19 protein-coding genes and 1 tRNA gene are annotated in these 24,223 nt (G+C 71.8%); 6 read left to right on the forward strand and 14 right to left on the reverse strand.

Annotation, left to right across the window (positions count from 1 at the left end; genetic code table 11):
• Positions 1-46: 46 nt before the first annotated feature.
• From ybeY to WME85_RS00155, 4 genes are all read right to left on the reverse strand, one after another.
• Positions 47-655 carry an rRNA maturation RNase YbeY gene (gene ybeY / locus WME85_RS00140; protein WP_437834017.1) on the reverse strand — a complete coding sequence of 203 codons (609 nt, stop codon included), beginning with the start codon at positions 653-655 and terminating at the stop codon, positions 47-49.
• Positions 656-663: 8 nt separating this feature from the next.
• Positions 664-1,314: a transaldolase family protein gene (gene fsa / locus WME85_RS00145; protein WP_437306935.1), complete on the reverse strand. Its 651-nt coding sequence runs from the start codon at positions 1,312-1,314 to the stop codon at positions 664-666.
• A 136-nt stretch (positions 1,315-1,450) separates the two neighbouring features.
• Positions 1,451-4,489, reverse strand: a complete 3,039-nt coding sequence (gene secA, locus WME85_RS00150; protein WP_437834020.1) for a preprotein translocase subunit SecA — start codon at positions 4,487-4,489, stop codon at positions 1,451-1,453.
• A 336-nt stretch (positions 4,490-4,825) separates the two neighbouring features.
• Positions 4,826-4,910: transfer RNA gene (locus tag WME85_RS00155), tRNA-Leu, on the reverse strand.
• Positions 4,911-5,457: 547 nt separating this feature from the next.
• On the opposite strand from WME85_RS00155, the gene WME85_RS00160 reads away from it, so the two are divergent.
• Positions 5,458-6,114 carry a response regulator gene (locus WME85_RS00160; RefSeq protein WP_437834021.1) on the forward strand — a complete coding sequence of 219 codons (657 nt, stop codon included), beginning with the start codon at positions 5,458-5,460 and terminating at the stop codon, positions 6,112-6,114.
• Here the strand turns inward: WME85_RS00160 and WME85_RS00165 are convergent.
• Positions 6,068-6,817, reverse strand: a complete 750-nt coding sequence (locus tag WME85_RS00165) for a Crp/Fnr family transcriptional regulator (RefSeq protein WP_437834024.1) — start codon at positions 6,815-6,817, stop codon at positions 6,068-6,070. The genes WME85_RS00160 and WME85_RS00165 overlap by 47 nt on opposite strands.
• A 346-nt stretch (positions 6,818-7,163) precedes the next feature.
• On the opposite strand from WME85_RS00165, the gene rpoN reads away from it, so the two are divergent.
• The 3 genes from rpoN to WME85_RS00180 all read left to right on the forward strand — a co-directional run bounded on the left by rpoN (position 7,164) and on the right by WME85_RS00180 (position 10,813).
• Positions 7,164-8,684: an RNA polymerase factor sigma-54 gene (gene rpoN, locus WME85_RS00170; protein ID WP_437306939.1), complete on the forward strand. Its 1,521-nt coding sequence runs from the start codon at positions 7,164-7,166 to the stop codon at positions 8,682-8,684.
• A gap of 44 nt (positions 8,685-8,728) precedes the next feature.
• Positions 8,729-9,739: a hypothetical protein gene (locus tag WME85_RS00175; RefSeq protein ID WP_437834026.1), complete on the forward strand. Its 1,011-nt coding sequence runs from the start codon at positions 8,729-8,731 to the stop codon at positions 9,737-9,739.
• A gap of 75 nt (positions 9,740-9,814) precedes the next feature.
• On the forward strand, positions 9,815-10,813 hold the full coding sequence (locus tag WME85_RS00180) for a hypothetical protein (RefSeq protein WP_437834028.1): 999 nt from the start codon (positions 9,815-9,817) through the stop codon (positions 10,811-10,813).
• An 82-nt stretch (positions 10,814-10,895) separates the two neighbouring features.
• Here WME85_RS00180 and WME85_RS00185 read toward each other — a convergent pair whose 3' ends face one another.
• Both WME85_RS00185 and pgeF read right to left on the reverse strand, forming a co-directional pair.
• Complete coding sequence (locus WME85_RS00185) at positions 10,896-12,158, reverse strand: bifunctional nucleoside/nucleotide kinase/histidine phosphatase family protein (RefSeq protein ID WP_437306942.1); 1,263 nt, start codon at positions 12,156-12,158, stop codon at positions 10,896-10,898.
• Positions 12,159-12,167: 9 nt separating this feature from the next.
• On the reverse strand, positions 12,168-12,980 hold the full coding sequence (pgeF, locus tag WME85_RS00190) for a peptidoglycan editing factor PgeF (RefSeq protein ID WP_437834031.1): 813 nt from the start codon (positions 12,978-12,980) through the stop codon (positions 12,168-12,170).
• Between the two features lie 88 nt (positions 12,981-13,068).
• Between pgeF and WME85_RS00195 the strand changes: the two genes are divergently transcribed.
• Together WME85_RS00195 and WME85_RS00200 are read left to right on the forward strand one after the other, a co-directional pair.
• Positions 13,069-14,259 (forward strand): serine/threonine-protein kinase, encoded by a 1,191-nt coding sequence (locus WME85_RS00195; protein ID WP_437834033.1) that lies wholly within the window; start codon positions 13,069-13,071, stop codon positions 14,257-14,259.
• An 81-nt stretch (positions 14,260-14,340) separates the two neighbouring features.
• Positions 14,341-17,202 (forward strand): PBP1A family penicillin-binding protein, encoded by a 2,862-nt coding sequence (locus WME85_RS00200; protein ID WP_437834035.1) that lies wholly within the window; start codon positions 14,341-14,343, stop codon positions 17,200-17,202.
• 60 nt (positions 17,203-17,262) lie between these two features.
• On the opposite strand, the gene WME85_RS00205 is transcribed toward WME85_RS00200, so the two are convergent.
• From WME85_RS00205 to WME85_RS00235, 7 genes are all read right to left on the reverse strand, one after another.
• Entirely contained in the window at positions 17,263-17,970 is a 708-nt protein-coding gene (locus WME85_RS00205; RefSeq protein WP_437834037.1) for a hypothetical protein, read from the reverse strand.
• Positions 17,971-18,176: 206 nt separating this feature from the next.
• On the reverse strand, positions 18,177-19,184 hold the full coding sequence (locus tag WME85_RS00210; RefSeq protein ID WP_437834039.1) for a tetratricopeptide repeat protein: 1,008 nt from the start codon (positions 19,182-19,184) through the stop codon (positions 18,177-18,179).
• Positions 19,171-20,589, reverse strand: a complete 1,419-nt coding sequence (locus WME85_RS00215; RefSeq protein ID WP_437834041.1) for a serine/threonine-protein kinase — start codon at positions 20,587-20,589, stop codon at positions 19,171-19,173. Before WME85_RS00215 ends, WME85_RS00210 begins: the two co-directional genes overlap by 14 nt.
• Before the next feature lie 126 nt (positions 20,590-20,715).
• Positions 20,716-21,696 (reverse strand): M14 family metallopeptidase, encoded by a 981-nt coding sequence (locus tag WME85_RS00220; RefSeq protein ID WP_437834043.1) that lies wholly within the window; start codon positions 21,694-21,696, stop codon positions 20,716-20,718.
• 171 nt (positions 21,697-21,867) lie between these two features.
• Positions 21,868-22,842 (reverse strand): agmatinase, encoded by a 975-nt coding sequence (gene speB / locus WME85_RS00225; RefSeq protein ID WP_437834045.1) that lies wholly within the window; start codon positions 22,840-22,842, stop codon positions 21,868-21,870.
• An 8-nt stretch (positions 22,843-22,850) separates the two neighbouring features.
• Positions 22,851-23,630 carry a lysophospholipid acyltransferase family protein gene (locus WME85_RS00230; RefSeq protein ID WP_437834047.1) on the reverse strand — a complete coding sequence of 260 codons (780 nt, stop codon included), beginning with the start codon at positions 23,628-23,630 and terminating at the stop codon, positions 22,851-22,853.
• A gap of 12 nt (positions 23,631-23,642) precedes the next feature.
• Positions 23,643-24,203 carry a GNAT family N-acetyltransferase gene (locus WME85_RS00235; protein ID WP_437834049.1) on the reverse strand — a complete coding sequence of 187 codons (561 nt, stop codon included), beginning with the start codon at positions 24,201-24,203 and terminating at the stop codon, positions 23,643-23,645.
• Between the last annotated feature and the right edge of the window lie 20 nt (positions 24,204-24,223).

Here is a 24,223-nt window from a genome sequence, read left to right on the forward strand (position 1 = left end):
GGGGGCGTCCGTTTAACAAGCGAGGTTTCCCATCGCAAGCGATAAGTCATTGAGCCCGCGTCTTATTCGGGCTCGCGACGCCGCTGCGAGCCCGGATTCCAGTAGTACTGCTGCCCCGGGATGCCGCGGCGACCTCGAGCTCCCGGGTCAAGGCGGTCATCTCCCGTTCCTCCGCGTCGGTCTTGTGGTCGTAACCGAGCAGGTGGAGCAGGCCGTGCCCGAGGAGCATCGTGATCTCGTCGAGCAGCGGACGATCGCGCTCGGCGGCCTGCCGCGCGGCCGTATCGATCGAGACGATCACGTCCCCGAGCACGCCGTGCCACACCGACGGATCCACGGGCCCTCGCCGGCCGCGCCTGCGTGAGCTGGCGCCGTTCTGCTCGAGCATGGGGAAGGCGAGCACGTCGGTCGGTTTGTCCTTGCGCCGGTACGTGCGGTTCAGCTCGTGGATGGCCTGGTCGTTCACCAGGGCCACGGAGAGCTCCACGCCCTGCAGCGCCAGGTGGGCGAGCATCTTGCTCGCTCGCCGGCGGACGACCGCCGCCGACACCCCCTTGAACGGCCCGCCCTGGGTCGTGATGGACACGACCGCGGGGGCCGCCGGGCTGCCCCCGCGCCGCTTTGCCCCCGAGCTCTCCTTGCGCTTCTCGGTCACAGGACTCGCTATACCAGCTCCGGGATCTTCTTCGCATCCGCCAGGAACTGCGCGAGCCCCACGTCCGTCAGCGGGTGCTTGGTCAGCTGCTTGATGACCTTGAGCGGCATCGTCGCGGCGTGCGAGCCGATCATGGCGGCCTGCACGAAGTGGACGGGGTGCCGCACGCTCGCGGTGAGCACCTGCGTCGGGAAGCCGTAGTTCCTGTAGATGGTCACGACCTGCAAGACGAGGTCCATCCCGTCCCCCGCCGCGTCATCGACCCGCCCGACGAACGGCGAGATGTACGTGGCCCCGGCCTTGGCCGCGAGCAGCGCCTGGGCAGCCGAGAAGCAAAGCGTGACGTTCGTCTTGATGCCCTCGGCGGCGAAGATCCGGACCGCCTTGAGCCCGTCATCGATGAGCGGGACCTTGACCACCACGTTCCGGTGAATCTTCGCGAGCTCGCGGCCCTCGCGGAGGATCGCGTCCTTCTCGACCGCCACCACCTCGGCCGAGATGGGCCCGTCGACGACCTCGCAGATCTCCGCGATCACCTGCCGCGTCGGCCTGCCGCCCTTGGCGAGGAGCGACGGGTTCGTGGTCACGCCGTCGATGACCCCCATGGACTGCGCTTCCTTGATTTCCGCGATGTCCCCTGAGTCGATGAAGATCTTCATGGCCTGCCTCCCCGGGCCGATGAACCGGCCCTCCGACGGTGTTCATGCGGGGGTCAGGCGGAGGAGCAAGGGCCTGCCGACGGCCCTTGCTGTCAGGTTGTCGCTTGCCGGACGAGCAGGCAGAGGAGACGGCGGCTCAGGCCGTCGCCTCGTCCTCGACGCCGTGGCACTTGTTGAAGGGCTTCCCGCTGCCGCAAGGGCACTCCTGCTCCTGCGTGACGGCGGGCGCCTGCGGCAGCGCCGGCGCGGGGTTCGCGCCGATCGGGAGGGACTCGTCGTGCTGCGCGACAGCGTCGAGCAGCGCGGCCGCGTGCCGCTGCCGGTCGGCCGCCTCGATCTGCGCCTCTTCCTGCTCGGCGCGCCGGACGTTCACGCTGAAGAGCTTCGTGACCACGTTCGAGGAGACGCGGGCCACCATGTTGACGAACATGTTGTAGCCCTCCTTCTTGTACTCCTGCTTCGGGTCCTTCTGCCCGTAGCCGCGCAGGCCGATGCCGTCGCGGAGGTGGTCCATGTCCGTCAGGTGGTCGACCCAGACCTTGTCGAGCTCCTCCAGGTAGAGGTGGCGGAAGATGCGGAGCGACAGCTCGATCCCGATCTCCTCCTCGCGCTTCTCGTAGGCCTTCTCGGCGCGCTCGTAGAGCTCCCGCGCCAGCGTCTCCTGGTCGCCGATGTGCGAGACATCGTCCGGCAGCTCGACCCCGAAGTGCTCGCGGAAGCCCTGGAAGATGCCGCCCCAGTCCCAGTCCTCCGGCGGCTTGCGGGGCGGGCACGACTCCTCGACCATCGCGCCGATGATCCGGTCCATCAGATCGAGCAGCCGCTCCCGCTGCTCCGTGAGCGCCTGGGGGACGAGCTCGGCGCACTCGTCGTAGATCTCGAGGACCTTGTCGGGGCGCGACTCGAGCTCGATCTTCACGCCCCAGCGCGTGTAGATCTCGCGCTGCAGGTTCTCGAGCTCGACGAACCGCTCCGTCTTCTCGAAGTCCTTCCGCTCGATCTCGCGGCGGTTGCCGTCCGCGTCGAGCGGCATCACCGGATCGTTCGCGAACATCCCGAGCAGGTAGCCGACGTCCGGCCGGACCAGGTCCGCGATGGAGGCGAGCGGCTTGATCGCGCGCTTCTCGCCGGTCGGCTTGCCCTCCTCGTCGAGGATCTCGGGGTAGTAGCGGCCGACGAGCAGCGACTGGCGCATGTCGTAGATCGTCTTGCGCTGCGCGCTCATCACGTCGTCGTACTCGAGCAGGTTCTTGCGGATGTCGAAGTTGCGCTCCTCGACCTTCTTCTGCGCGTTCTCGACGCTCTTCGTCACCCACGGGTGCTCGATGGGCTCGTCGTCGGGCATGCCCATCCGCTCCATCAGGTTCTTCACCCGATCGCCGGCGAAGATGCGCATGAGGTCGTCCTCGAGGGACAGGTAGAACTTCGACGTCCCGGGGTCGCCCTGGCGGCCGGCGCGGCCGCGCAGCTGGTTGTCGATGCGGCGCGACTCGTGCCGCTCGGTGCCCAGGATGTACAGCCCGCCGATCTCGCGGATCTCGTTGCCCTCGGCGGTGCACTCCTTCTTGATCTCCTCGACCAGGGCCTCGAACGCCTCCGGCTCCGCCTCGGGCTGGCGGTTCTGCTCCTTGAACTTGAGCTTCGCGAGCATCTCCGGGTTGCCGCCCAGGATGATGTCCGTCCCGCGGCCCGCCATGTTGGTCGACACCGTGATGGCCCCTTTGCGGCCCGCCTGCGCGACCACGTAGGCCTCGTTCTCATGGTGCTTCGCGTTCAGCACGTTGTGCTTCACGCCCCGCTTCGTCAGGATCCGGCTGATCGCGGTGCTCTTCTCGACGCTCGTCGTGCCCACCAGGATCGGCTGGCCGAGCTCGTGCTTCTCGAGGATCTCGTTGATGACCGCGGTGAACTTCTCCTTCTCGGTCTTGTAGACGAGATCCTCGTAGTCGACGCGGACCACCGGCCTGTTCGTGGGGATGATGACGACGTCGAGCTTGTACGTGCTGTGGAACTCCGCCGCTTCCGTGTCCGCGGTGCCGGTCATCCCGGAGAGCTTCTTGTACAGCCGGAAGAGGTTCTGGAAGGTGATCGTCGCCATCGTCCGGCTCTCCTCCTGGATCCGGACGTTCTCCTTCGCCTCGACGGCCTGGTGCAGGCCGTCCGACCAACGGCGGCCCGCGAGGACGCGGCCGGTGAACTCATCGATGATGAGCACCTTGCCGTCGCGCACCATGTAGTTGACGTCGCGCTTGTAGAGTGTGTGCGCGCGCAGGCACTGGTTCAGGATGTGCAGCGTCTCGAGGTTGACCGGATCGTAGAGGTTCGTGCCCTTGAGGACCTTGAGCGACGAGAGCAGCCGCTCCGCCGTCTCCACCCCTTCGTCGGTCAGCGTCACCGAGTGCGCCTTCTCGTCGACCGCATAATGCTCCTCGTTCCGGAGCTGGGGGATGACCTCGTTGATCGTGCGGTACTTGTCGCTCGATCGCTCCCCCTGGCCGCTGATGATGAGCGGAGTCCGCGCCTCGTCGATGAGAATGGAGTCGACCTCGTCGACGATCGCGTAATGGAGCGGGCGCTGCGCGTACTCGAGCGCCGAGAACTTCATGTTGTCGCGCAGGTAATCGAAGCCGAACTCGTTGTTCTGGCCGTACGTGATGTCGCAGCGGTACGCTTGGCGCTTCTCCGCGTCGCCCTGCTGGTTCACGACCACGCCCGTCGACAGGCCGAGGAAGCCGTAGAGCTTGCCCATCCACTCGGCGTCGCGCCGCGCCAGGTAATCGTTCACCGTGACGACGTGGACGCCCTTGCCCTCGAGGGCGTTCAGATAACAGGGGAGCGTCGCGACCAGGGTCTTGCCCTCGCCCGTGCGCATCTCGGCGATGCTGCCGTTGTGGAGCACCATGCCGCCGATGAGCTGCACGTCGTAATGACGCATCTTGAGCGCGCGCCTCGACGCTTCGCGGCAGACCGCGAACGCCGGGACCAGGATGTCGTCCAGCGTCGCGCCGTTGGAGAGCTTCTCCTTGAACTCTGCGGTCTTCGCCCGAAGCTCGGCGTCCGAGAGCTTCTGCAGCTCTGGCTCCAGCCTGCCGATCGCCTCGACCCGGGGTCGCATGCGGCGGATGGCACGCTCGTGCGAGGTGCCGAAAATCTTCTTCATCGCCCAGGTGAACATCTTTACGTGCCTTGGCTCCGCGGCGGTCAGGTGGGAGGAAAGGGTTCGGCCGAGGAACGCGAACGTAGTCGCGCCGCGGGCGCCGCGCAATTCCGGGACCGCGCGCGCCGTCGTCAACGCCGCCCGGGCGATTCGTCGGAGGCTGCCGGAGGCCCCGCAGCCCGGACGCCGCCGGGCGTGCGACGCGCGCGGCGCGCGGGCGCACGTCCGCGCCCTCACGCCCAGATCGTCCCACGCCCGGCCCGCACCGCCCGGGGAGCCGCCCCTTCCTCGTATCGCCCCTGGAAGAAGAAGAGCGACGGCGCGTCGCGCCGCCAGGCGGTCGAGTTCATGCCGTGGTGCACGAGGGGGGACTCGAACCCCCAAGCCTCGCGGCGCCGGAACCTAAACCCGGTGCGTATACCGATTCCGCCACTCGTGCGCGCGGACGCTTGTGGCACCCCACGCCAGCCTCATCAAGCGGGAAAATGAGTTTGCCGCAGCGCGCCGAACGCGTCAGGGCCGGGGGTGCGCGAGCGGCCCGGACGTGAGGTCCGCGCCCGGGGGCGAACCCGGAGCACCCGGCAGATCGCCGGACCGCGCCGTCGTGGCGGGGCCGCAAACCTGGGCTGGCCCGTGCGCACGAAGCGCGCACCAGCGATGAAGGGCGCGGTGGGCGAGCCGACAGCGTGGGGGGGCGGTCGTCGCCGGGGCGGAGGGGCGCCGCGCAGGGAGCGCGAAATGGGCACAGCGACGGTCGAGGGGGCCGCGGGGCAGCGTCGCCGGCGGCGTCGCTCGGAGGGCCGCGTTGGCGCCGAGAACCGGGGGCGCCGGGGGCCGGGCGACGGCGACACCACGCCGTCGGCACGTGCGTTGCGAAGAGGGGGCACCGTCCGCGGACGCGGATGCTGCCGCTGAACGATGGGGAGCGCGCTCGTGGCCGTCCCCGTCGATGCGGCGCAATTCGACTGCAAGCCGCAGGGATACCGATGACGTACCAACCGAACGTTCTCCTCCTCGATCAGGACCACGTCCTCCGGAGGGCCACGGCGCTCCTCCTCTGCAACCGCGGCGCCCTCGTCAGCTCGGCCGCGACGCTGGAGGAAGCGATCTCGCTCTCGCGCGAGCGCGTCTACGACGTCGCGCTCATCGATCTCGCCCCGGGGACGAACGGCGCCCGCGAGATCCTGGGCCGCCTGCGACGCGAGGGCACCATGCCCCGGCGGGTCGTCTTCTGCGCCGACGAGCCGGTCTCGTGCGACGGCGCCGACGACACGAGCGAGGTCCTGCTCAAGCCGTACGCCTTCGGCCGGCTGCTCAGCACGATCTTCGTCGAGCTCAGCCCCCAGCCCTCCACGAAGTCCGGGGTCTTCCCTCGGCTCCGGCTGGTCCGCGGCGCCCTCGGCGAGCCGGAGCGGAGCGGACCGGGCGAGCGAGCCGTCCGCGCCGCGGGCGAGGCCGCCCTCGATGCGGCGGTCCGCCCGGCCGCGCCGCGCAGCGACGAGGTCGTCGACGGGCGGGGCGTCACCGTCGACGCGCGGGGCGGCGCCGTGGTCCGGCTCCAGCGCAGGACGCGCAGCGGCCCCTCGGGGCGGACGGTCAGGCCGACGCGGCGCGCGCCGCGAGGTGCGCGCCATCCCGGATGACGATCCGCCGCCGGTCGAACGAGATCAGGCCGGCGCGCTTCAGCTTGCCCAGCAGCGAGGTGACCGTCTCGCGCGTCGAGCCGATGAGCAGCGCGATGTCGGCGTGGGTGAAGGGCGCCGACACCAGCTGGCCAGCGGCGTGCGGCTGCCCCCACCGCCGGGCAGCGGCGCCGAGGAAGTCGAGCAAGCGCGCCTCGACCGTGCAGAGGAGCAGCGAGCCGAGGCGCGCCTCGGTCTCGAGCTGGCGCGCCACGAGCGCCGCCGCGAGCGCGGCGCGCAGCCCGGCGTCGGCGGCGGCGAGCCGCTCCAGCCCGGCGAGCGGCACGAGGAGCGCGTCCCCTTCGTCGAGCACGGTCGCGCTCTCGGTGGCGACCGTCGCGCCCGCGAGCGCGCTCTCACCCACGAGGTCGCCGGGCCCGCGGTGCCCGAGCGGGAAGACCCGCCCTTCGGACGTGCGCTCGACCCTCACGCGGCCCGCCCCGAGCAGGATCAGGTGCCGCGGCGGCGCGCCCTGCTGGACGAGGCGCTGCCTGCGCGCGAGCCGCTCGAACGTGCCGAGATCGAGCAGCGTCTGCCGGCTCGGTGACGCGAGCGGGGCGAGGGGTGAGCACGAAAGGATCCGCTCCTTCTCGGCCTCGCGCGCTGCCTCGCCGCGCGCTGCCTCGGTCTCCAGCGTAGGTCCGCGCACCTTCGGCCGTTCCATCGCGCCTTCGCCCAACCTTTCGGGATTTCAAGCCTCCCGATCGGCCGCCGATGGTGCAACGATCCCGTCATGGGGGCCAATCCAAACGGAGTGCAGACACGGCTCCCAGACAGGACGAAAAAATCCTGTGGTAGCCGAGGTCTGACAGCGCGTTCAGGGGTGCAGGACGCAGGCTCGCGCTATTTTTTGGTGCAGACGTGAAAGCAAGACCCGGGCCGCTGCCCCGTTCGATGCTACGTTGGGGGTGAGGCCACCAATGAAACACTCGATGGCACGAACCTCGCGCAATGCCCCGGCCCCCCTTCGGCGGGTGGCTCAGGCGGCGAACTGAGAGAAGGAGCTCCTCATGGGCATGGAGATGAAGCTCCAGTTCAAGCTGTCCCAGCAGCTTGTGATGACCCCGCAGCTGGTGCAGGCCATCCGGCTGCTGCAGCTGTCGCGGCTCGAGCTGGTCGACGAGATCAGGAAGGAGCTGGACGGCAACCCGGTCCTCGCGGACGACATGACCGACCCGAAGTTGCGGGACGGGGAGAAGGGGGATCAGCGAGGGAGGAACGCGGACCTGCCGACGGAGCAGCGGCTCGAGAACGGCGAACGGTTCGACCGCGACACCGACATCGCGGCGCGCGAGACGGAGAAGCGGGTCAAGGAGGTGGACTGGGAGCAATTCCTGGAAAATCGCCAGCTCCAGCAGGCAATGCCGGCGCACCGGGGCGGCTTCGAGGAGCTGCCGCCGATCGACCAGAACCTGACCAAGCCGTCGAACCTGCGCGATCACCTGCTCTGGCAGCTCCAGATGAGCGATTTCGTCGAGAACGAGCGCCAGTTCGCGCTGCTCGTCATCGGCAACCTCGACGAGAAGGGCTACCTCGACCTCAAGGGGGGCGAACGTCCGGACGGCACCAAGGGGCCCGACCTGAGCCTGGCGGACCTGGCGCGGGAGGCGGAGCTGCACCCCGAGGACGCCGAGGAGGTGCTGTCGATGATCCAGCGCTTCGACCCGGTCGGGGTCGCGGCGCGCGACCTGTCGGAGTGCCTGCGGGTCCAGGCGGAGGTGCTCGGCTTCGACGACATCGAGATGGCCATCATCAAGGACCACCTCCACAACGTGGAGCGGCGCAACTTCCCCGCGATCGCGAAGGCGCTGAAGATCCCGCTGGAGGACGTCTACGACGCGGTCCAGGAGATCCAGAAGCTGGAGAGCGTGCCGGCGCGCAACTTCGCCGAGGTCGACGAGAAGACCATCGCCATCACCCCCGACGTGTACGTCATCAAGGACGGCACTCAGTTCGTCGTCACCGACAACGACAAGGGGCTCCAGCGGCTCTACATCAACGAGAACCTCGCCCAGCGGATGCTCAAGGACCCGAAGGCGAAGGAGTTCATCAGCGAGAAGCTGCGGAGCGCGCAGTGGCTGATCCGGGCCATCGAGCAGCGGCGGCGCACGATCATCAAGGTGACCGAGTGCATCGTCGAGAAGCAGCGCGAGTTCCTGGAGCGCGGCGTGGGCTACCTGAAGCCCATGATCCTGAGGGACGTCGCCGAGTCGGTCGGCATGCACGAGTCGACCATCTCCCGCGTGACGTCGAACAAGTACGTGCACACGCCCCAGGGGCTCTTCGAGCTCAAGTACTTCTTCAACTCATCCATCCACAGGGTGGCTGACGAGGACATCGCCTCCGAGAGCGTCAAGCAGGCGATCAAGAAGATCATCCTGGCCGAGGACAAGTCGAATCCGTACAGCGACCAGGCGATCGTCAAGATCCTCGAGGAGACCGACGGCATCAAGATCGCCCGCCGCACCGTGGCCAAGTACCGCGAGATGCTCGGCATCCTGAGCTCGTCGAAGCGCAAGAAGATGTTCTGAGCCGCGCCGGGCCGCCCGCCCGGCCCCATAGCGCCATCCCAGCCATGCCCGCCGATCCGATCACGGCCGCTGCGCTCTTCGAGCGCTTCTTCGCGCCGCACTACCCGCCCGACGCGCTCGCCGACCTGGCGAGCGCGCGCTCGACGGACGCGAACCCGGCCGGGAACCCCTCCATCCTTGCCCAGATCGAGCACGCGGCGGAGGTGTTCGCCCGGCTCGCGCCCGGGGCGCTCGGCGTGCCCGACCTCGGGCTCGATTTCTCCGACGCCTCGGTCCACCGCCTGGGCGCGGCGCTGACGCGCGAGCGGCGCGACGCCTGGCTCGCGCCGGCAGTCGACGCTCGCGACGCGCGGGACGCTGGCGGCGCGCGGGGCGCGGACAGCGCCCCGACGACGAGCGGGGCAGGGGAGCCGCCCATGCTGGTCACCCTCGTGACGCACGGGGCGCTCTACGTCGGGGCGTGCGTCGTGAAGCGCCACGGGGGGAAGTGGCAGGTCCGGAGGCCGCTGTGGGAGTCGCTGGTCCGGCTCGAGTCGCGGGCGGGGACGGGCGATCTCGCGATCTTCCAGTGGTGGCTCAAGGCGCTCAGCGACGAGGAGATCGGACGCGGGAGGCTCGCGGATCGCTACCGCACCCACGTGGAGGTGCCGACCTTCGAGGCCGAGCAGCTGCCGATCATCGCCCCGGGCGACCGGCGGATTCCGAGGCTCGCGAAGGTGCGCTACGACACGCTGTACAAGCACCTCCGCGCGCACCTGCCGGAGCTCAGGTCCGTGGGCGAGGATTTCCCGTCTCCGGAGCGCTTCGAGGAGATGGGGTTCAAGGGCATGGAGTTCGCGCTGCTCGGCGGCGGGCGGATGCTCCTCATGCACGGGGCGACCGCGGAGGGCGTGCACCTGTTCTGGCTCGACGCGAGCGGGTTCGTGAAATCCGCGTACTACCCGGCCGACAGCTTCCCCGCGCACGTCGTCCAGATCGAGGGCGAGAAGATCCGGGTGATCGTGCCCGTCCGCGGCGAGACCCAGGCGCACGAGATGCTCTGGTGGGGGGCGTAGCCGGGCGCCGCGCGGCGCGTTCTGGGCCGGCGGCCGGCCCTCGCGCACGGCGCGCGCCGGGGGTAGGCTCGCCCCGTGCTGTCAGCCGACGTCCGCTTCGAGGGGTTCACCGCGACCGACTGGGTCCGCGTGCTGTCGTTGTTCCGGCCCCGGCGCGCGGGCATCGACGAGCGCGAGGCAGCCCGGCCGCGCGGCGGCGTCGTCGCGGTCCACGCGGGCGGCAAGCTCAGGAAGCTGATGCACACGGACGCCGGCCGGCTCCGGATCGACGACGCGCAGCGCGCCGCACCGCGCTCCGCGGAAGAGCTCGCCGCGCGCCACCACGCGAGCTGGGCCGCCGTGATCGAGGCGGGCGCCCTCGAGGCGATCGTCGAGCGGTTCGGGGCGCGCGTGCGGCGCGGCGACGACCTCATCGCTCAGACGCTCCTCCTGCTGCAGCTCGCGCGGGAAGAGCTCCTCGCCGGCAAGATCGACGTCTGGCCGGCGCGGCTGCGCGGCGTGCCGATGCCCTCGCCGGTCGTCGTGCGGGGCACGCTCGAGTCGCTCGCAGGGGTCGGCAAGACGATGGTGATCGGCCTGTTCGAGGGCGGGGAGCTCTGGACGAGCGTCGCGCTCCGCCGCGACGCGCGGGGGATCAACCTGATCCTCGGCCCGGACGAGGTGCGGAAGGACATGGGGCTGCTCGCCGGCGACTGGCGGCGCGACTACCGCCACCTCTCGCGCGCCATCGAGGAGCGGGCAGGGGAGCTGTCGCTCGGCTGCTTCGCCGAGGCGGAGACCATCCGGAAGCTCGAGGTCGATCCGAGCCCTGGCGCGTGGGCGCGAGCGGTGGCGGTGCGGGACGTGATCCTCGCGCCGGTGCCCGCGGCCCTCGCCATCCCGATCGGGATCGACGCGGGGCGCGCGGCGCTCAGCGCCCTGCGCGCGATCGCGGAGCGGATCGACCCGATGGGGATCGTGGCGCCCGCGGTGCGCGCGGTGCTCGAGCGCGCCGGCACCGACAGCGAGATGGCCGCGATGCTGCCGTTCCACCCGCTGGAGCTCCTCCGCAAGCTGATCAGCCGGGAGCGCTGACCAGGGCGGCCGCGCGCTGCGGTGCTTGGCGGAGGCGCGCGCTGCGGTGCTCTGCGGAGGCCGCGCGCGAGCGTCGCGGCGGTCAGGGGTGGGCGGTGCTCGAGTCGCCGCCCTGGACCGCGGGTGCGAGCTGGAAGCGGCGCTCCTCGCAGGCGTATGCGGTCGGGGTCAGCTCGATGACGGTGTGCAGCGGGATCGGCAGCGTCGGGCACGACGGGGCCGGGCGATCGACGAGGTAGGCGTAGAGGGCGCGCAGCACCGCCTGGTGGCCGATCACGAGCACGGGCGAGCGCTGGCGCTCGAGCTGGATGATCAGCGGGTCGAGGCGCTGGATGACGTCCTCGTACGACTCGCCGCGCGGGTAGCGGTACCGGAACTTGTCGGCCGCGCGCGCCTGGAAGACCTCGGGCATCTGCTGGCGGATCTCCTCGTAGGTCATGCCCTCGCAGACGCCCGCGTCGATCTCGTCGAGGGCGCGCCACGCGACGTGGTTCTGCGTCATCGGGCGCGCGGTCTGGATGGTGCGGCGCAGGGTGCTCGTCCAGACGTTGACGTGCTCGTCGCCGGCCCGCTCGCGGATGAAGACGGAGAGGTTCTTCGCGTACTCATCGCCGCGCGCGCTGAGGTCCGAGTCGCCGCCGAGCAGGCCCTTCTCGTTGAACACGCTCTCGCCGTGGCGGGTGAGCCAGATCGGGTGCGGCGTGAGGTGCATGTTCATCAAGAGCGGGACGAGGCGCGCCGGCAGGTAGCCGTGGATGCGGTTCAGCACGACCTGCCGGCCCACGTCGATGATCTTGATGTAGCTCTTCTCGGGCTCGCCGAGCGGCTCGTAGGCGCGCGCGTAGTGCGAGATGCGCGCGCGGAAATCGCGCAGCGCCGCCTCCGGATCGACGCCCTGGTAGTCCGGGGAGCGGAGCTTCGTCTCGCGGACGTTGGTCTCGATGATCGACTCGTCGTTGCAGATCGACTCGATGAAGACGACCGGGAAGCCGTGCGCCTGGCAGCGCTCGGTGACGAGGTTCCGGCGGGCGCGGGTGCTGTTCGTGGCGTCGTAGATCGCCACCTCGCCGCCGGAGCTGAGCCAGCCGATGAGGTCGTCGAGCGCCGTCATCGCCATGCCGAGCAGCGCCTGTCGGCCCTGGGAGTTGTCCGGGTCGAAGAACTGGTGCGGCTGCGCGGTGCCGAGGTGCGCGCGGCGGTAGTTGCCGACGTTGAAGAGCCGCGTGGGGTGGCCGAGCCACGAGAGGTACCGCGCGATCTTGCGGGCGATGGATGTCTTGCCCCGGGCGGGCAGGCCCACCATGGCGAGGACGATCGGCGACGAGTCGCGCGCGAGCGAGACCATGAGGGCGTTCTAGCTGATGACGGCGCGGCCGGCGACGATCGCGGACAGCAGCCGGCCGCTGCGCTGTCCGTCGCGCCGGTAGGAAAAGAAGCGCGCGGGGTCGCACGCCGTGCAGCCGCTGACGTCGTCGACCGCGGCCGCGTCGAGCCCGACCTCGGCGAGCTGGGCCCTGAGGATGCTCCGGACGTCGATGTGCGGGCGCGCGCCGGAGGCGACCCGGACGACCGCGGAGCCGCCGGCGCTGGAGCAGGCGGCGAGATCGGCGGCGACGTCCTCGCCGACCTCGAAGCAGCACGCCTCGATGTGCGGGCCGATCGCGGCGACGAGCTCCGCGCCGGGGCCGGCGAGCGACCTGAGCGCGCGGGCGGCCTCGACGACGACCCGGAGCACGGTGCCGCGCCAGCCGCTGTGGACCGCGGCGACGGCGCCGCTCCGGCGATCGGCGAGGAGGACCGGAGCGCAGTCGGCGCTGCGCACGCCGCAGGCGACCCCGGCCGCGCGCGAGAGGGTGACGTCGCCCACCTCGCGGACGACGGCGTCGCGATCCTCGTCGCCGGTGAGGACCCGCGCCGCGACGCCGTGGACCTGGCTGAGGTAGTAGAGCCGCGCCGCCGGGACCCCGAGGCGCCGCGCGGCGCGCTCCTGGTTCTCACGGACGGCGGCGGGGTCGTCGCCGAGCGCGACGGCGAAGCTCAGGGTGTCCCACGGCGGGGCGCTGACGCCGCCGCGCCGGGTGAAGAAGGCGTGCGAGAAGCCGGCGGCGGCGAGGAGCGGGCTCTCGAGCGCCTCGGCCACCCCGGGGTCGTCCAGTTTTGCGGTCATTTGGCCCTGTCGCGACGGGATCGGATGCGTCGGCTGCTTCGGTCATAGACGATACGGGTGGGTTGCGTGGTATTTTCCCGCTCCACGCATGGCCGCCGGTCCGGACCCGAATATCGGTCGAGATCTGCTCGGGGGGCAGTTCCAGATTCTTCAGAAGATCGGCTCCGGCGGCATGGGGTCGGTCTACAAGGCCGCACAACCGGCGATGAACCGGATGGTGGCGGTGAAGATCCTCCACCCCAAGCTCGCGAACCGAAAAGACCTCGTCTCACGCTTCCGCCGCGAGGCGCGGGCGATGAGCCACCTCACGCACCCGAACACCGTGAAGGTGCTGCTCTACGGCGAGCTCGAGGACGGCTCGCTGTACATCGTGATGGAGTACCTGGAGGGCAAGAACCTGAACCAGGTGGTCCGGAAGGAAGGGCCGCTGCCCGTCGAGCGCGCGATCCCGATCCTCATCCAGGTCTGCGGCGCGCTCCAGGAGGCGCACATCCAGGGGATCGTGCACCGCGATCTCAAGCCCGAGAACATCTTCCTGTCGACCAACGGCGGGCTGAAGGACTACCCGAAGGTGCTCGACTTCGGGCTCGCGAAGGTGACGGAGCGCGAGCTCAGGCCGGGGTCGGTGATGCTCACGCAGGAGGGCATGGTCTTCGGGACGCCGGAGTTCATGTCGCCCGAGCAGGCGCAGGGCAAGGTGCTCGACGCGCGCAGCGACATCTACTCGCTCGCGACCATCCTCTACGAGGTGCTCACCGGCAAGCTGCCGTTCGAGGCGCGCACGCCGATGGAGTACATCCAGCACCACGTGACCAAGTCGCCGATCCCGCTCGACGAGCGCGTCCCGGGGAAGCACTTCCCGCAGGGGCTCGGGGTCGTGCTCGCCAAGGCGCTCGAGAAGCGGCCCGAGGACCGGTTCGAGTCGGCCGCGGAGTTCGCGGACGCGCTCAAGCCGTTCGCGGGCGGCGCGGGCAAGGGCTACACGGCGATGATGCCGAAGAACGCGAACGCGGTGCTCGAGCAGGCGTCGAAGCAGCACGCCGCCGCGCTCCAGGCGAGCAAGGGGCCCGCGTCCACGTTCAAGTCGCCGGCCAAGACGGTGAAGATGGTCCAGCAGCCGCAGGCGGCGATCGCCAGGGCGGCGCCCGTGCCGGCGCCCCCGGTCAAGGCGCCGGCCAGGGCCGAGGCGAAGCCGCTGCTCCTCGTCGGCATCGCGGCGGGGTGCCTGATCGCCGGCATCCTGATCACCATCGTGGCCATGCGGCTGTTCCAGGGCTGATCCTCCGCGACAGCGGCCAGGATCGCGGCGAGCCCGCGCGGGCGTGCTAGCGTCGGCGCTCCGGCGCGCCGGGCGCTCTGGATGCGCATCGCGTTCGCCAGCGTTCACGGGGACGGCGTCATGGCCTCGGAGCAATCAGGGAACCCTGGGGAAAACGAGAACGATCCGGCCGGGAAGGCCGACGCGCCGCGGCGCGCGTCGGAGCCGCCGCGGCGCGCGTCGGAGCCGCCGGCGCGGAGGTCCGGGCTGCCTGGGCGAGGGAGCGAGCCGCCGCAGCGGATCAGCGGGGCGGCGAGGCCGACGAGCTCGCCGCGCCTCGAGAGCTCGCCGCGCCTCGAGAGCTCGCCGCGCCTCGAGAGCTCGCCGCGCCTCGAGAGCTCGCCGCGCCTCGAGAGCGCACCCACCCCGCCGGACGGCGATCCCGCGCCGGACAGGAACGCGCGGATCGCGACATGGGCGAAGCGCATCGGGATCGCGCTCGCGGCGCTGCTCGCCCTCGCCGCCGCCGCGGTGGTGCTCGTCATCCGGCACTACGAGGCGGATCTCCCCTCGACCCGCGAGCTCAAGGACTACCGCCCCCCGCAGGTGACGCGCATCCTCGCGCGCGACGGGACGCGCCTCGGCGAGCTCTTCACCGAGCGACGCACCGTGGTGCGCATCGGCGAGATCCCGAACCAGGTGAAGCTCGCCGCCCTCGCCGCCGAGGACGCGGGCTTCTACGAGCACGCGGGGCTGAACTACCTCGGCATGCTCCGCGCGCTCGCGGTGAACCTCCGCTCGACCCAGACCAGGCAGGGCGCGAGCACGATCACCCAGCAGGTCGTGAAGAACGTCCTGCTCACGCCGGACCGGACCTACCACCGCAAGGCGCGCGAGATCATCCTGGCCCGCAGGATCGAGCAGGAGCTCGCCAAGGACGAGATCCTGGAGCTCTACCTCAACAAGATCTACTTCGGCCACGGCCGCTACGGGGTCGAGGAGGCGAGCCGCTACTACTTCGGCAAGAGCGTGCGCGACGTGACGCTCGCCGAGGCCGCGCTGCTCGTCGCCGTCGTGAAGGGGCCGTCGGTGTACTCGCCCCGCGTGAACCTCGAGCGCGCCGTGGCGCGGCGGGACTTCGTGCTCGATCAGATGCAGCGCAAGGGCTTCGCGGACGAGATCCTGGTCGAGCAAGCCAAGCGAGAGCCGGTGGTGCTCGCCATCGAGACCGAATCGCTCGCGGAGCTCGCGCCCGAGGTCGTCTCCGAGGCGCAGCGCGTGCTGCGCGAGGTCGCGGGGCCCGCCGCGCAGCAGGGCGGCTACACGATCACGACCACGATCGATCCGGCGATGCAGGCGGCGGCGCGCGCGGCCGTCCGCAAGAACCTCGACGCGTACGCGAAGCGGCACAAGCTGTTCGGGCCGCTCGCGCGCGCCAAGAAGGAGCCGCCGCCGTTCGAGGGGACGCCCGCGGGGCACAAGGTCTTCCGCGGAGTCGTCACGGGCGCCGACGACGGCCGAGGGACGCTGTCGGTGCGGGTAGGCACGCTGGAAGGCACCGTCTCGCTCCGCGGCGCGCAGCGGTACAACCCGAACGGGCTCGCGCCGAGCAAGTTCGCCGACGTCGACAAGGTGGTGCGCGTCAGCCTGATCGGCCCCGCGCCGGAGCCGGTCGCCGCGGCGGCCGCGCCCGGGCAGGAAGAAGATGACGAGGACGCCGCCGGAGAGGCGAAGCGCGCCGCGCCCGCGGCCACCCCGGCGAAGCCCGCGGCGCCGGTGCCGCTGCGGCTCGAGCTCGGACCCGAGGGGGCGCTCGTCGCGATCGACGTGCGGACGCGCGAGATCGTCGCCCTCGTCGGCAGCTACGAGGCGGTGCGCGGCGGGCTCGACCGCGCGTCGTACGCGCGGCGGCAGCCCGGGTCGACGTTCAAGGCGTTCGTCTACGGCTACGGGATCCACGCGCGCACGCTGACGCCGGCGACGATCCTGGAGACGAACCCGCTCGCCATCTCCGGGTACAACCCGCAGAACCACGACGAGAGCGAGGGGCAGTCGCCCGCGCGGCTGCGCGAGGCGCTCGCGCACAGCGTGAACGTGGCCGCGGTGTCGGCGCTGTCGCGCGTCGGCGCCTCGAACGTGGCCGCCTTCGCGGGCGCGCTCGGCGTCCAGTCGAAGCTCGGCGCAGACCTGTCGCTCGCGCTCGGCGCCTACGAGGTCACGCCGCGGGAGATGGCCGCCGCGTACGCGAGCATCGCCGCGGGCGGCGTCTACGAGCAGCCGGTCCTGATCACGAAGATCGTCGGGCCCGGCGGGGCGGAGATCCCGCTGCCGACTCGCCCGCCGGCGCACCGCGTGATGGAGGAGGCGGAGGCGTACGTGCTCACGAGCCTGCTGACGTCGGTCGTGCAGAGCGGGACCGCCAAGCAGGCGCGCTCGCTCGGGCGGCCGATCGCCGGCAAGACGGGGACGACGAACCAGTCGAAGGACACCTGGTTCGTGGGCTTCTCGACCGACATCGCCTGCGCGGTGTGGACCGGCTACGACGACGCGGCGCCGCTCGGCAAGGGCGAGGCGGGCGCCACGTCGGCGCTGCCGGCGTTCGTGGATTTCATGAAGCAGGCGCACGCGAAGCGCCCCGTGGTCGACTTCCCGGTGCCGAGCGGCGTGGTGCGCGTGAAGATCGATCCCGCGACGGGCCTCCTCGCGCGCGAGGGGCAGGAGGACGCGATCGAGGAGGTGTTCGTCGCCGGCACGGAGCCGGCGGACGAGGCGCCGGTCCCGGAGCCGGACGCGGGCGCGGAGGTCGCGGACGGCGGCGCTCCGGAAGCGCTGGAGGGCACCGTGCCGGCGCCGGGCGAGGGGCCGCAGCCGTCATCGACGGGGAAGGCGGCGCCCTCCGAGTCGGAGCACGCGCCGGAGCCAGGGCCGCTGCCGGCGGGCGACACAGCGCCGCCGCCGTTCTGAGCGGCGCGTGAGCGACCCGCGCGGCCTGGAGCGGGGGAGCTCACGCCCCCCTCGGCGGCCTCACCCCGGCTGGCCTGCGTCGGGAACGGGAGGGACGAGGACCTTCGAGGACGCGCGGTTGATGAGCCGACGCAGGACCTGCTTCGCGCCGATCGCGCCGCCCGCGCCCACCGCGAACACGAGGGGCGCCGCGGCGCCGCCCGTCACCGCGACGAGGCCCGCCGCGAGCAGCACGCCGGCGCCGGTCGCCACCGCGCCCGTCGAGGCCTCCTGGGCCGCGTGCGCGAGCGCTTCCTTCTTCGTCATCGCGCCTCGCTGGTAGGCCGTGACGCCCTCGTACGCGCCGAAGGCGCCGTCGACGACGAACCCGATCCCCGCCGCCTTGCCCGCGCCCTTCAGGACCTCGCGGCCCGCGGTCTTCATCGCCTCGCGGGCCAGCGCCTTGGCGGCCACAGCCGACGCGCCGTCGGTGAGCGCCGCCTGGCCCGCCTGCCGCGCCGCCTCGTGGAGGACGAGCGCGCCGGCCTGCTTTCCGCCCTGATCCACGATGACCTTCGCCGTCGCCTGCGCGCCCATCGAGAGCCCCGGCGCGAGCGCGTCCACGACCGCCGTGGTGTTCTCGACCATCGCGCGCCGCAGTCCCTCACGCGCGCCCTCGTCGAGCAGCCCCTTGCCCGCCGTCGAGAACAGCGCCTCTGCCGCCCCGCGCACGGCGACCGCGCCGCTCCCCGCAATCGAACCGAGGATCTTGTTCCGTCGTGAGCTCATCTCGACCTCTGCTCTCTTCGCGCGCCCTTGCCTTGAAAAGGGGTAGCGCCCCGGGGCGGAAAGACAAGCTCAGCGCCGCGCGCCGCGCGCGGGTGAACGCTGGAGGATCCGTCTCCGCGCACCCGGACATAAAACGATGAGCTCGTCCGATCCCGCAGGCACCGCGCGCCTTCCTCGAGGAGGCGCGTCGTGTGTGGATCACGAGGTCAGAACGTCACGCGCAGGCGCGAGCCGAGGCCGCCAGGCCACGGCGCGACCGACAGCGCCGCCTGCGGCTTGCCGGGCGCCGGCGACGCGGGCTCCGAGGGGCTCAGCAGGAGCAGCGTGATGCCGGCGCCGAGGCCGGCCACCCCGACGCCGGCGAAGACGCCGGCGAGCGTCGTGGCGGTCTTGCCTGTGTCGTAGTCCCCCTGGAGCGACGGCGGGCACACGTAGGCGCCGCCCCCGGCAGGGGAGCACCCGTCCTCGACCGCGGACACCGCGCCGGCGCGCACCGCCAGCGCCACGACGGTCGCGATCGCGCTCGCGCCGCCGACGCCGAGCGCGATGTAGCCGCCCACGCGGACGCCGCTGGTGGACGGCGGCGGGGCGCTCGGGGGGGCGGGCGCGCCGCGGGCCGGGAGCGGCGCGGGCACGGTGAGCGTCACGGTCCGACGGACGCCAGGCGTGAGCTCGACGCGCTCGGCGATCGGCGCGGCGCCGCCGTAGAACAGCTCGACCGTGTGCGCGCCGAGATCGCGCTCGAGCTCGACGCCGAGGAGCCTCGGATCGAGCGGCTTGCCGTCCAGCGCCACCTGGACCCGCGGCGCGCGCTCGGCGCCCTGCACCTGGAGCGTCAATGTCCCGACCTTGTTGCCGAGCGCCCGGTAGCGAAGCTCGGCGTCCTCGCTCCACCCCGCGTACTTCGCCTCGTTGGACTGGAGCGCGGCGCGCCGGAGATCCCACCAGTCTCGCCGCGCCGACGCAAAGAGGCCCAGCGCCTCCTCGCACTCGGCGATGTTCCGCAGGGCGCCGAGCCCCTCGGGGTAGATCTCCAGCGCGCTCCGGAAGGCGATGATCGCCTGCTCGCACTGCCCGGCGCTCCGCAGCTCGCGGCCCCGGGCGAACAGCGTCTTCGCGTCCTCCTCCGCCCCGGCGGCGAGCGCCGGCGGCGCCGCCGTCGCGAGCAGGGCGGCGCTGCAGAGCGTGAGGAGCTGTCGCTCAAAGGATCTCACTCTTGTCGATCTCCTTGCGGCGCCGGGGCACGGCGGGCTGAGGCGGCGAGGCGGGGGCGGCCGTCGCGCGAGGGGCTGCCCTGTCGCTCCCGGGACGGGGCTGCGTCGAGCGCGGCGGCGCGGGCGCGGCCGACGGACCGGGCAGCGCGGAAGCCTCCGCCGGCGCCGCCGGGGGCTGCTCCGCCGCTTCGGGCTGCGGCGGGGGCGGCGAGCGCCGCGCGACGTCTTGAACGTCCTGCAGCGCGCCGCGCACGCCGGGGGACAGGAGCCGCGCCGCCTGCTCCGGGCGCGGCCGATCGAGCAGGCGCCACGCGAGCGTGGCGGCCCCGGCGAGCGTGCTCAGGCAGGCCAGCGCCACGGCGACCATCGCCGCCGGCCGCCGCGCCAGCGAGGGCGCCGAGGGCGGCCCGGGCGGCTCGGGCGGCTCGGGCGGCGTCACCGTCAGCGCGGCGTGGTAGGCCTGCACCATCTCGCGGATCGTGGCGAACCGCTGCGCCGGGTCCTTCGCGAGCGCGCGCCCGAACCAGCCGTCGAGCCCGCGGGGAAGCGACCGCCGGATCTGCGTGGGGGGCTCGAAATCGCGGGTGCTGACCGCGACGATGAGCTCGGCGATGGTGTTGCCCTGGAAAGGCGCCCAGTCGGTCAGCACCTCGTAGGCGAGCACGCCGAGCGCCCAGACGTCGGCCCGCGCGTCGACCGAGAGCGGCGAGGCGAGCTGCTCCGGGCTCATGTAGTTCGGTGAGCCCAGCATGACGTCGGCGTCCGTCTCGCGCGGCCGATCGAGGCCGAGATTGCCGTGCAGCGCCTTGGCGATGCCGAAATCCGCGACCTTCACCGTGAGCGCCGCGCCGGGCTCGTCGAGGAGCATCACGTTCGATGGCTTCAGATCGCGGTGAACGATGCCCATGTCGTGCGCGACGGTGAGCGCGTCCGCGATCTGATCGAGCATGTCCGCGAAGCGCCGCGGATCGATCGGCCCCCGCTCGTTCACCTCGGCGAACAGCGTTCGACCCCGGATGTACTCCATCACCAGATAGGGGACATCGTCGTGAACGCCCGCGTCGTGGACGGCGACGATGTGCCGGGTGCGCGCGCCCAGGCGGGCCGAGATCTGCGCCTCGAAGCGGAACCGCTCCAGGACGGTCCGGCACCGCGCCGGGTCGCCGGTCAGCGCGACGCTGAGGAACTTGATGGCGAGCTCGGTCTTGAGCGTGACGTGGACGGCGAGCCAGACCTCCGCCATGCCGCCGCGCCCGAGCGGCTGGACCAGCCGGTACTTGCCGTCGACGACCTCGTCAGCGGCGTGCTGCCAGATGTCCGACTCGTCCACGCTGGGCGCCGGCCTGCCCGTCGCGCTCGGGCTGACCCGGAGGGTCGTCGGCATGCGGGACGAGGCGGCGCTCACACCCCGAAGGATAGTGGATGCCGCGCGCGGGACTGGCACTATTCGACCGCGCCCGCCATCCGGGCATGCGCGGCGGGGCCGCGGTCAACCTGACGTTGGCCTGACGTGGGGCCCGCACCGGGCGCCTCACTCCGCGGCGTCGGCCAGGAGCTCCGCCGGGAGGGCGACGGGCTGCGGGGCCGACCTGCCCACGCCACGCGCGAGCGCGTCGCCGAGGAGCGCGACCACGCCAGGGACCACATTGTCGATGGCCTCGTCGGCCTCTCGCGGGTTCAGCCACCAGAAGGGGTTGAGCAGCCGGGGGAGATCGCGGAAGGAGCGGGCAGGACGGCTGACCTCGACCGTGAAGGCGAGGGTCCCCAGGTTGGCGTCCAGCCAGTCGTCCATGTCGCCGACCGTCGGGTACCAGTGCGCCGCCTGCCGCACCTCGTACCGGTCGCGCGGCAGCGCGCGGCAGAAGCTGTCGCCGAGGGCCTGGTACAGCGGGGCGCGCGGGTTGGGCGCGCCGGTGTGCGCCCAGGGGTAGACCAGGAGGTTGCCGCAGCTGTGAAAGCCGAGCGCGAGCGCGGGCCTCGTCTCCAGCGCGACGTCGCGCAGGGCGCGCGACTCCGGCTCCGAGAACGCGTGAGGACCCGTGTAATGCGGCGACCACCGGAGCCGCGAGCCCGCGAACGGGTGCAGCGGCCGCGACGAGGAGAGCGGCGCGAAGTTCCGGTTCAGATCCACGCCGCGCGCATTGCACCGCTGCGACGCGGGCCGCTCGCCGCGGAGGCGCTCCAGGTTCTCGGCGAACGCGTCGGGGTTGACCACCGGCACCACCACGAGCCGCGCCCGCGCCGCGGCCCCCGCGCGCCCGCTCGCCAGGATCGACCGGACCGCGTCGAGCAACGCGAGCCCGCCGATCGCCTCGACCCCGTGCATGAGCGAGGTCAGCAGGAACGTCGGGCCCTGCGGATCGCCGAAGTCGATTCGACGCAATGGCTTACCCTTGGCGGACGTCCCGACTGTCATCTCCCGTCCACCGTAGGTGCGCGCGAGGCGAGCCCAGGCGTCATCCAGCTGCGAGAGCTCGGCGTAGCGGCCAGAGAGGGCGGGCGAGCGTGTCATTCCGGTGTCTCTCATGTGACACCGGAATGGCGATGCGCGCCAGCGGATTGAGCCGCCGCGCGACGCGGCGGCGCAGCTTCGTTGTCGTTCTGGTGACGTTCTCCGCCTTCGCCCTCGTCCTCCTCGCCGCCTTCGTTCTCCTCGTCGTCGTCGTCGCCGTCGTCGTGAGATTCAGGTCAGGCGAGCGCTCTTTTGGCCCTTCCTCACCGCGGCGAGGGCGAGGCCCTCGAACAGGAGGTGCGCGCCGAGATGAAGGGTCATGTCGGCGTGATCGAGCGCGGGGCATACCTCGACGAGATCCATCCCCACCAGGTTGATGCCCGCGAGGCCGCGGAGGAGCTGGATCGCCTCGCGCGAGGTGAGCCCGCCGGGCACGGGCGTGCCGGTGCCCGGGGCATAGGCCGGGTCGATCCCGTCGATGTCGAACGACACGTAGACGGGCGCCTCGCCGACGGCGGCCTTGATGGCGGCCGCGATCGCGGGGGCGCCGTCGCTGTCGATCCGCTCCATGCCGTACAGGGTCGCCCCGGCGTGCGCCGCGAAGGCGCCCTCCTCCGGGTGACCCCACGTCGCGCGGACGCCGATCTGGTGGAGCTCGCCCCGCCCGATCAGCCCCTCGTCGATCGCATTGCGGAACGGCGTGCCGTGGTGGAACGGCTCGCCCCACACCTCCGAGCTGCTCGTGTCGAGGTGGGCGTCCACGTGCACGACCGCGACCGGGCCGTGGCGCCGCGAGAGCGCGCGGAGCACGGGGAGCGCGATGGAGTGGTCGCCGCCGACGACGAACGGGACCGCGCCGGCCGCGAGCACCTCGTCGACCGAGGCCTGGATCTGCTCGCGCACGGAGTCGGCGTGGAAGGGGGGAAAAGGCACATTGCCGCCGTCGAGCACGTCGAGCGCGCGGAACACGTCGATGCCGTGGCCGGGGTGATACGACTGCACGAGCGCGCTCACGCGGCGCAGCTCGTAGGGGGCGAAGCGCGTGCCAGGGCGGTAGGTGACGCTGCCGTCCCACGGCACGCCGAGGAGCACGGCGTCGGCGCCGGTGTAGGCCGAGGCGCCGGGCTCGTCGAAGCCCGCGGTCGGGAGGCGAAAGAAGGGAGTCTGCCCGTGCCGCAGGTACGCGGCGGCTCGCTGTTGAGACATGAGATCTCCTAAAGGCTCAAGAGGTCCAGGATCACCGCGCGGGCGCGCTCGGCGAGCTCGGCCGCGCCGCCGTGCTCGCCGAGCGGCGGGCCGAACGTGACGCAGGCGCTCGCCTCGCGGCGGCTGGAGAAGCGGAGGTAATGAGGAAGGAAGGTGTCGTCGCCGGCCCAGCAGAGCTCCGGCGCGTCGTAGGTGATGGCCGCGGGCACGATGGGGACGCCCGCGATCCGGGCGACGCCGAAGATGCCTTTGCGGAAGGGGAGGACCTCCTGCCCGCGCGTGGTGGAGCCCTCCGGGAAGTTCAGCACCGGGACGCCGTGGCGCAGGGCGCGGAGCGCGCAGCGGAGCACGCGCGCCCCGCTCTCCGGGCGCCGCCGGTCGACGAGCAGCACGCCGAGATCGCGCGCGCGGTCGCCGATGATCGGCCAGCTGCCGATCTCCTGCTTCGCGATGGCGGTGCAGGGGGTGAGCGAGGCGAGGAGGATCGGATCGAGGTAGCTGACGTGGTTCGCCACGATCACGAACGGCGGCGCGGGGAGGGCGCCGGTGACGCGGAGGCGCAGGGCGTGCAGCGCGCAGAGCCCCCTGGCGGTCCCGTGCAGGAGGCGCGCTCTCTCCCGGTCGCGCAGGGCGGGCAGCTCGGGCAGCAGGCTGCTCCGGACCGCGGTGTCGAGCGCGAGGCCCATCACGCCGGAGACGCGGCTGGCGACGGAGAACGCCTCGGTCCACGGCCGGTCCCCCGGCGCCCCGAGGCGGCGGCCGTGGTCCAGCGGAGCGGTGGTCGTCATGGTCTGTCCGCCTCAGGCCACCGCGGCGATACTGCCGCTCTCCGCCGGGCGCGGCTCCTTCGCCTCGGCCGGGCGCTCGACGAGCCCCACCCGCTCGAAGCGGGCCCGGAGGGCGAGGAACGCGTCGCGATCGATGCGCGAGATGATGCGCGGGTGCCCGGTGCCATAGAAGTCGGGGCGCACCTCGATCTCCCTCGCGCCGAGCATGGCGTGGAGCGCCCGCGCGGCGTGGTTGTCCTCCTCGACGGTGAACCAGCACGACTCCGCCCACCCGAGGATCGAGCCGACGAACGCCCGGAGGAGCGTGTGCGTCGCGCGGGAGCCCTGGTATTCGGGCAGGACGGCGAGGGTCGTGCAGTAGACCTCCTTGCCGCGCGCGAAGGAGAGCAGGTAGCCCGCCGGCTTGCCCGCGGCCTCGACCAGGAAGCAAGAGTCGTTGAAGAAATCGCAGCAGAGACGGATGTAATACCGCCCGAGCTCGCCCTCTCCCGCGCTTCCGAAGAGCGCCGCCTCGAGTTCCATCAGTGTCGAAAAGTCATCGCTCCGGAGCGTGCGCGCCACATAACGGCTCATCGTTGCGCCTCCTTTCTCTC

Origin of the sequence: Sorangium sp. So ce1153, from assembly GCF_051521595.1 — a bacterium.
GTDB lineage: Bacteria > Myxococcota_A > Polyangia > Polyangiales > Polyangiaceae > Sorangium.

Bases quoted from the DNA above. Each gene is read 5' to 3' on its own strand.
- WME85_RS00165 (WP_437834024.1), bottom strand. From the start codon at position 6,817: ATGGAACGGCCGAAGGTGCGCGGACCTACGCTGGAGACCGAGGCAGCG.
- WME85_RS00230 (WP_437834047.1), bottom strand. From the start codon at position 23,630: ATGACGACCACCGCTCCGCTGGACCACGGCCGCCGCCTCGGGGCGCCG.
- WME85_RS00200 (WP_437834035.1), top strand. From the start codon at position 14,341: ATGCGCATCGCGTTCGCCAGCGTTCACGGGGACGGCGTCATGGCCTCG.
- secA (WP_437834020.1), bottom strand. From the start codon at position 4,489: ATGTTCACCTGGGCGATGAAGAAGATTTTCGGCACCTCGCACGAGCGT.
- pgeF (WP_437834031.1), bottom strand. From the start codon at position 12,980: ATGACCGCAAAACTGGACGACCCCGGGGTGGCCGAGGCGCTCGAGAGC.
- WME85_RS00205 (WP_437834037.1), bottom strand. From the start codon at position 17,970: ATGAGCTCACGACGGAACAAGATCCTCGGTTCGATTGCGGGGAGCGGC.
- WME85_RS00195 (WP_437834033.1), top strand. From the start codon at position 13,069: ATGGCCGCCGGTCCGGACCCGAATATCGGTCGAGATCTGCTCGGGGGG.
- WME85_RS00160 (WP_437834021.1), top strand. From the start codon at position 5,458: ATGACGTACCAACCGAACGTTCTCCTCCTCGATCAGGACCACGTCCTC.
- rpoN (WP_437306939.1), top strand. From the start codon at position 7,164: ATGGGCATGGAGATGAAGCTCCAGTTCAAGCTGTCCCAGCAGCTTGTG.
- WME85_RS00235 (WP_437834049.1), bottom strand. From the start codon at position 24,203: ATGAGCCGTTATGTGGCGCGCACGCTCCGGAGCGATGACTTTTCGACA.
- speB (WP_437834045.1), bottom strand. From the start codon at position 22,842: ATGTCTCAACAGCGAGCCGCCGCGTACCTGCGGCACGGGCAGACTCCC.
- fsa (WP_437306935.1), bottom strand. From the start codon at position 1,314: ATGAAGATCTTCATCGACTCAGGGGACATCGCGGAAATCAAGGAAGCG.
- WME85_RS00185 (WP_437306942.1), bottom strand. From the start codon at position 12,158: ATGGTCTCGCTCGCGCGCGACTCGTCGCCGATCGTCCTCGCCATGGTG.
- WME85_RS00175 (WP_437834026.1), top strand. From the start codon at position 8,729: ATGCCCGCCGATCCGATCACGGCCGCTGCGCTCTTCGAGCGCTTCTTC.
- WME85_RS00220 (WP_437834043.1), bottom strand. From the start codon at position 21,696: ATGACACGCTCGCCCGCCCTCTCTGGCCGCTACGCCGAGCTCTCGCAG.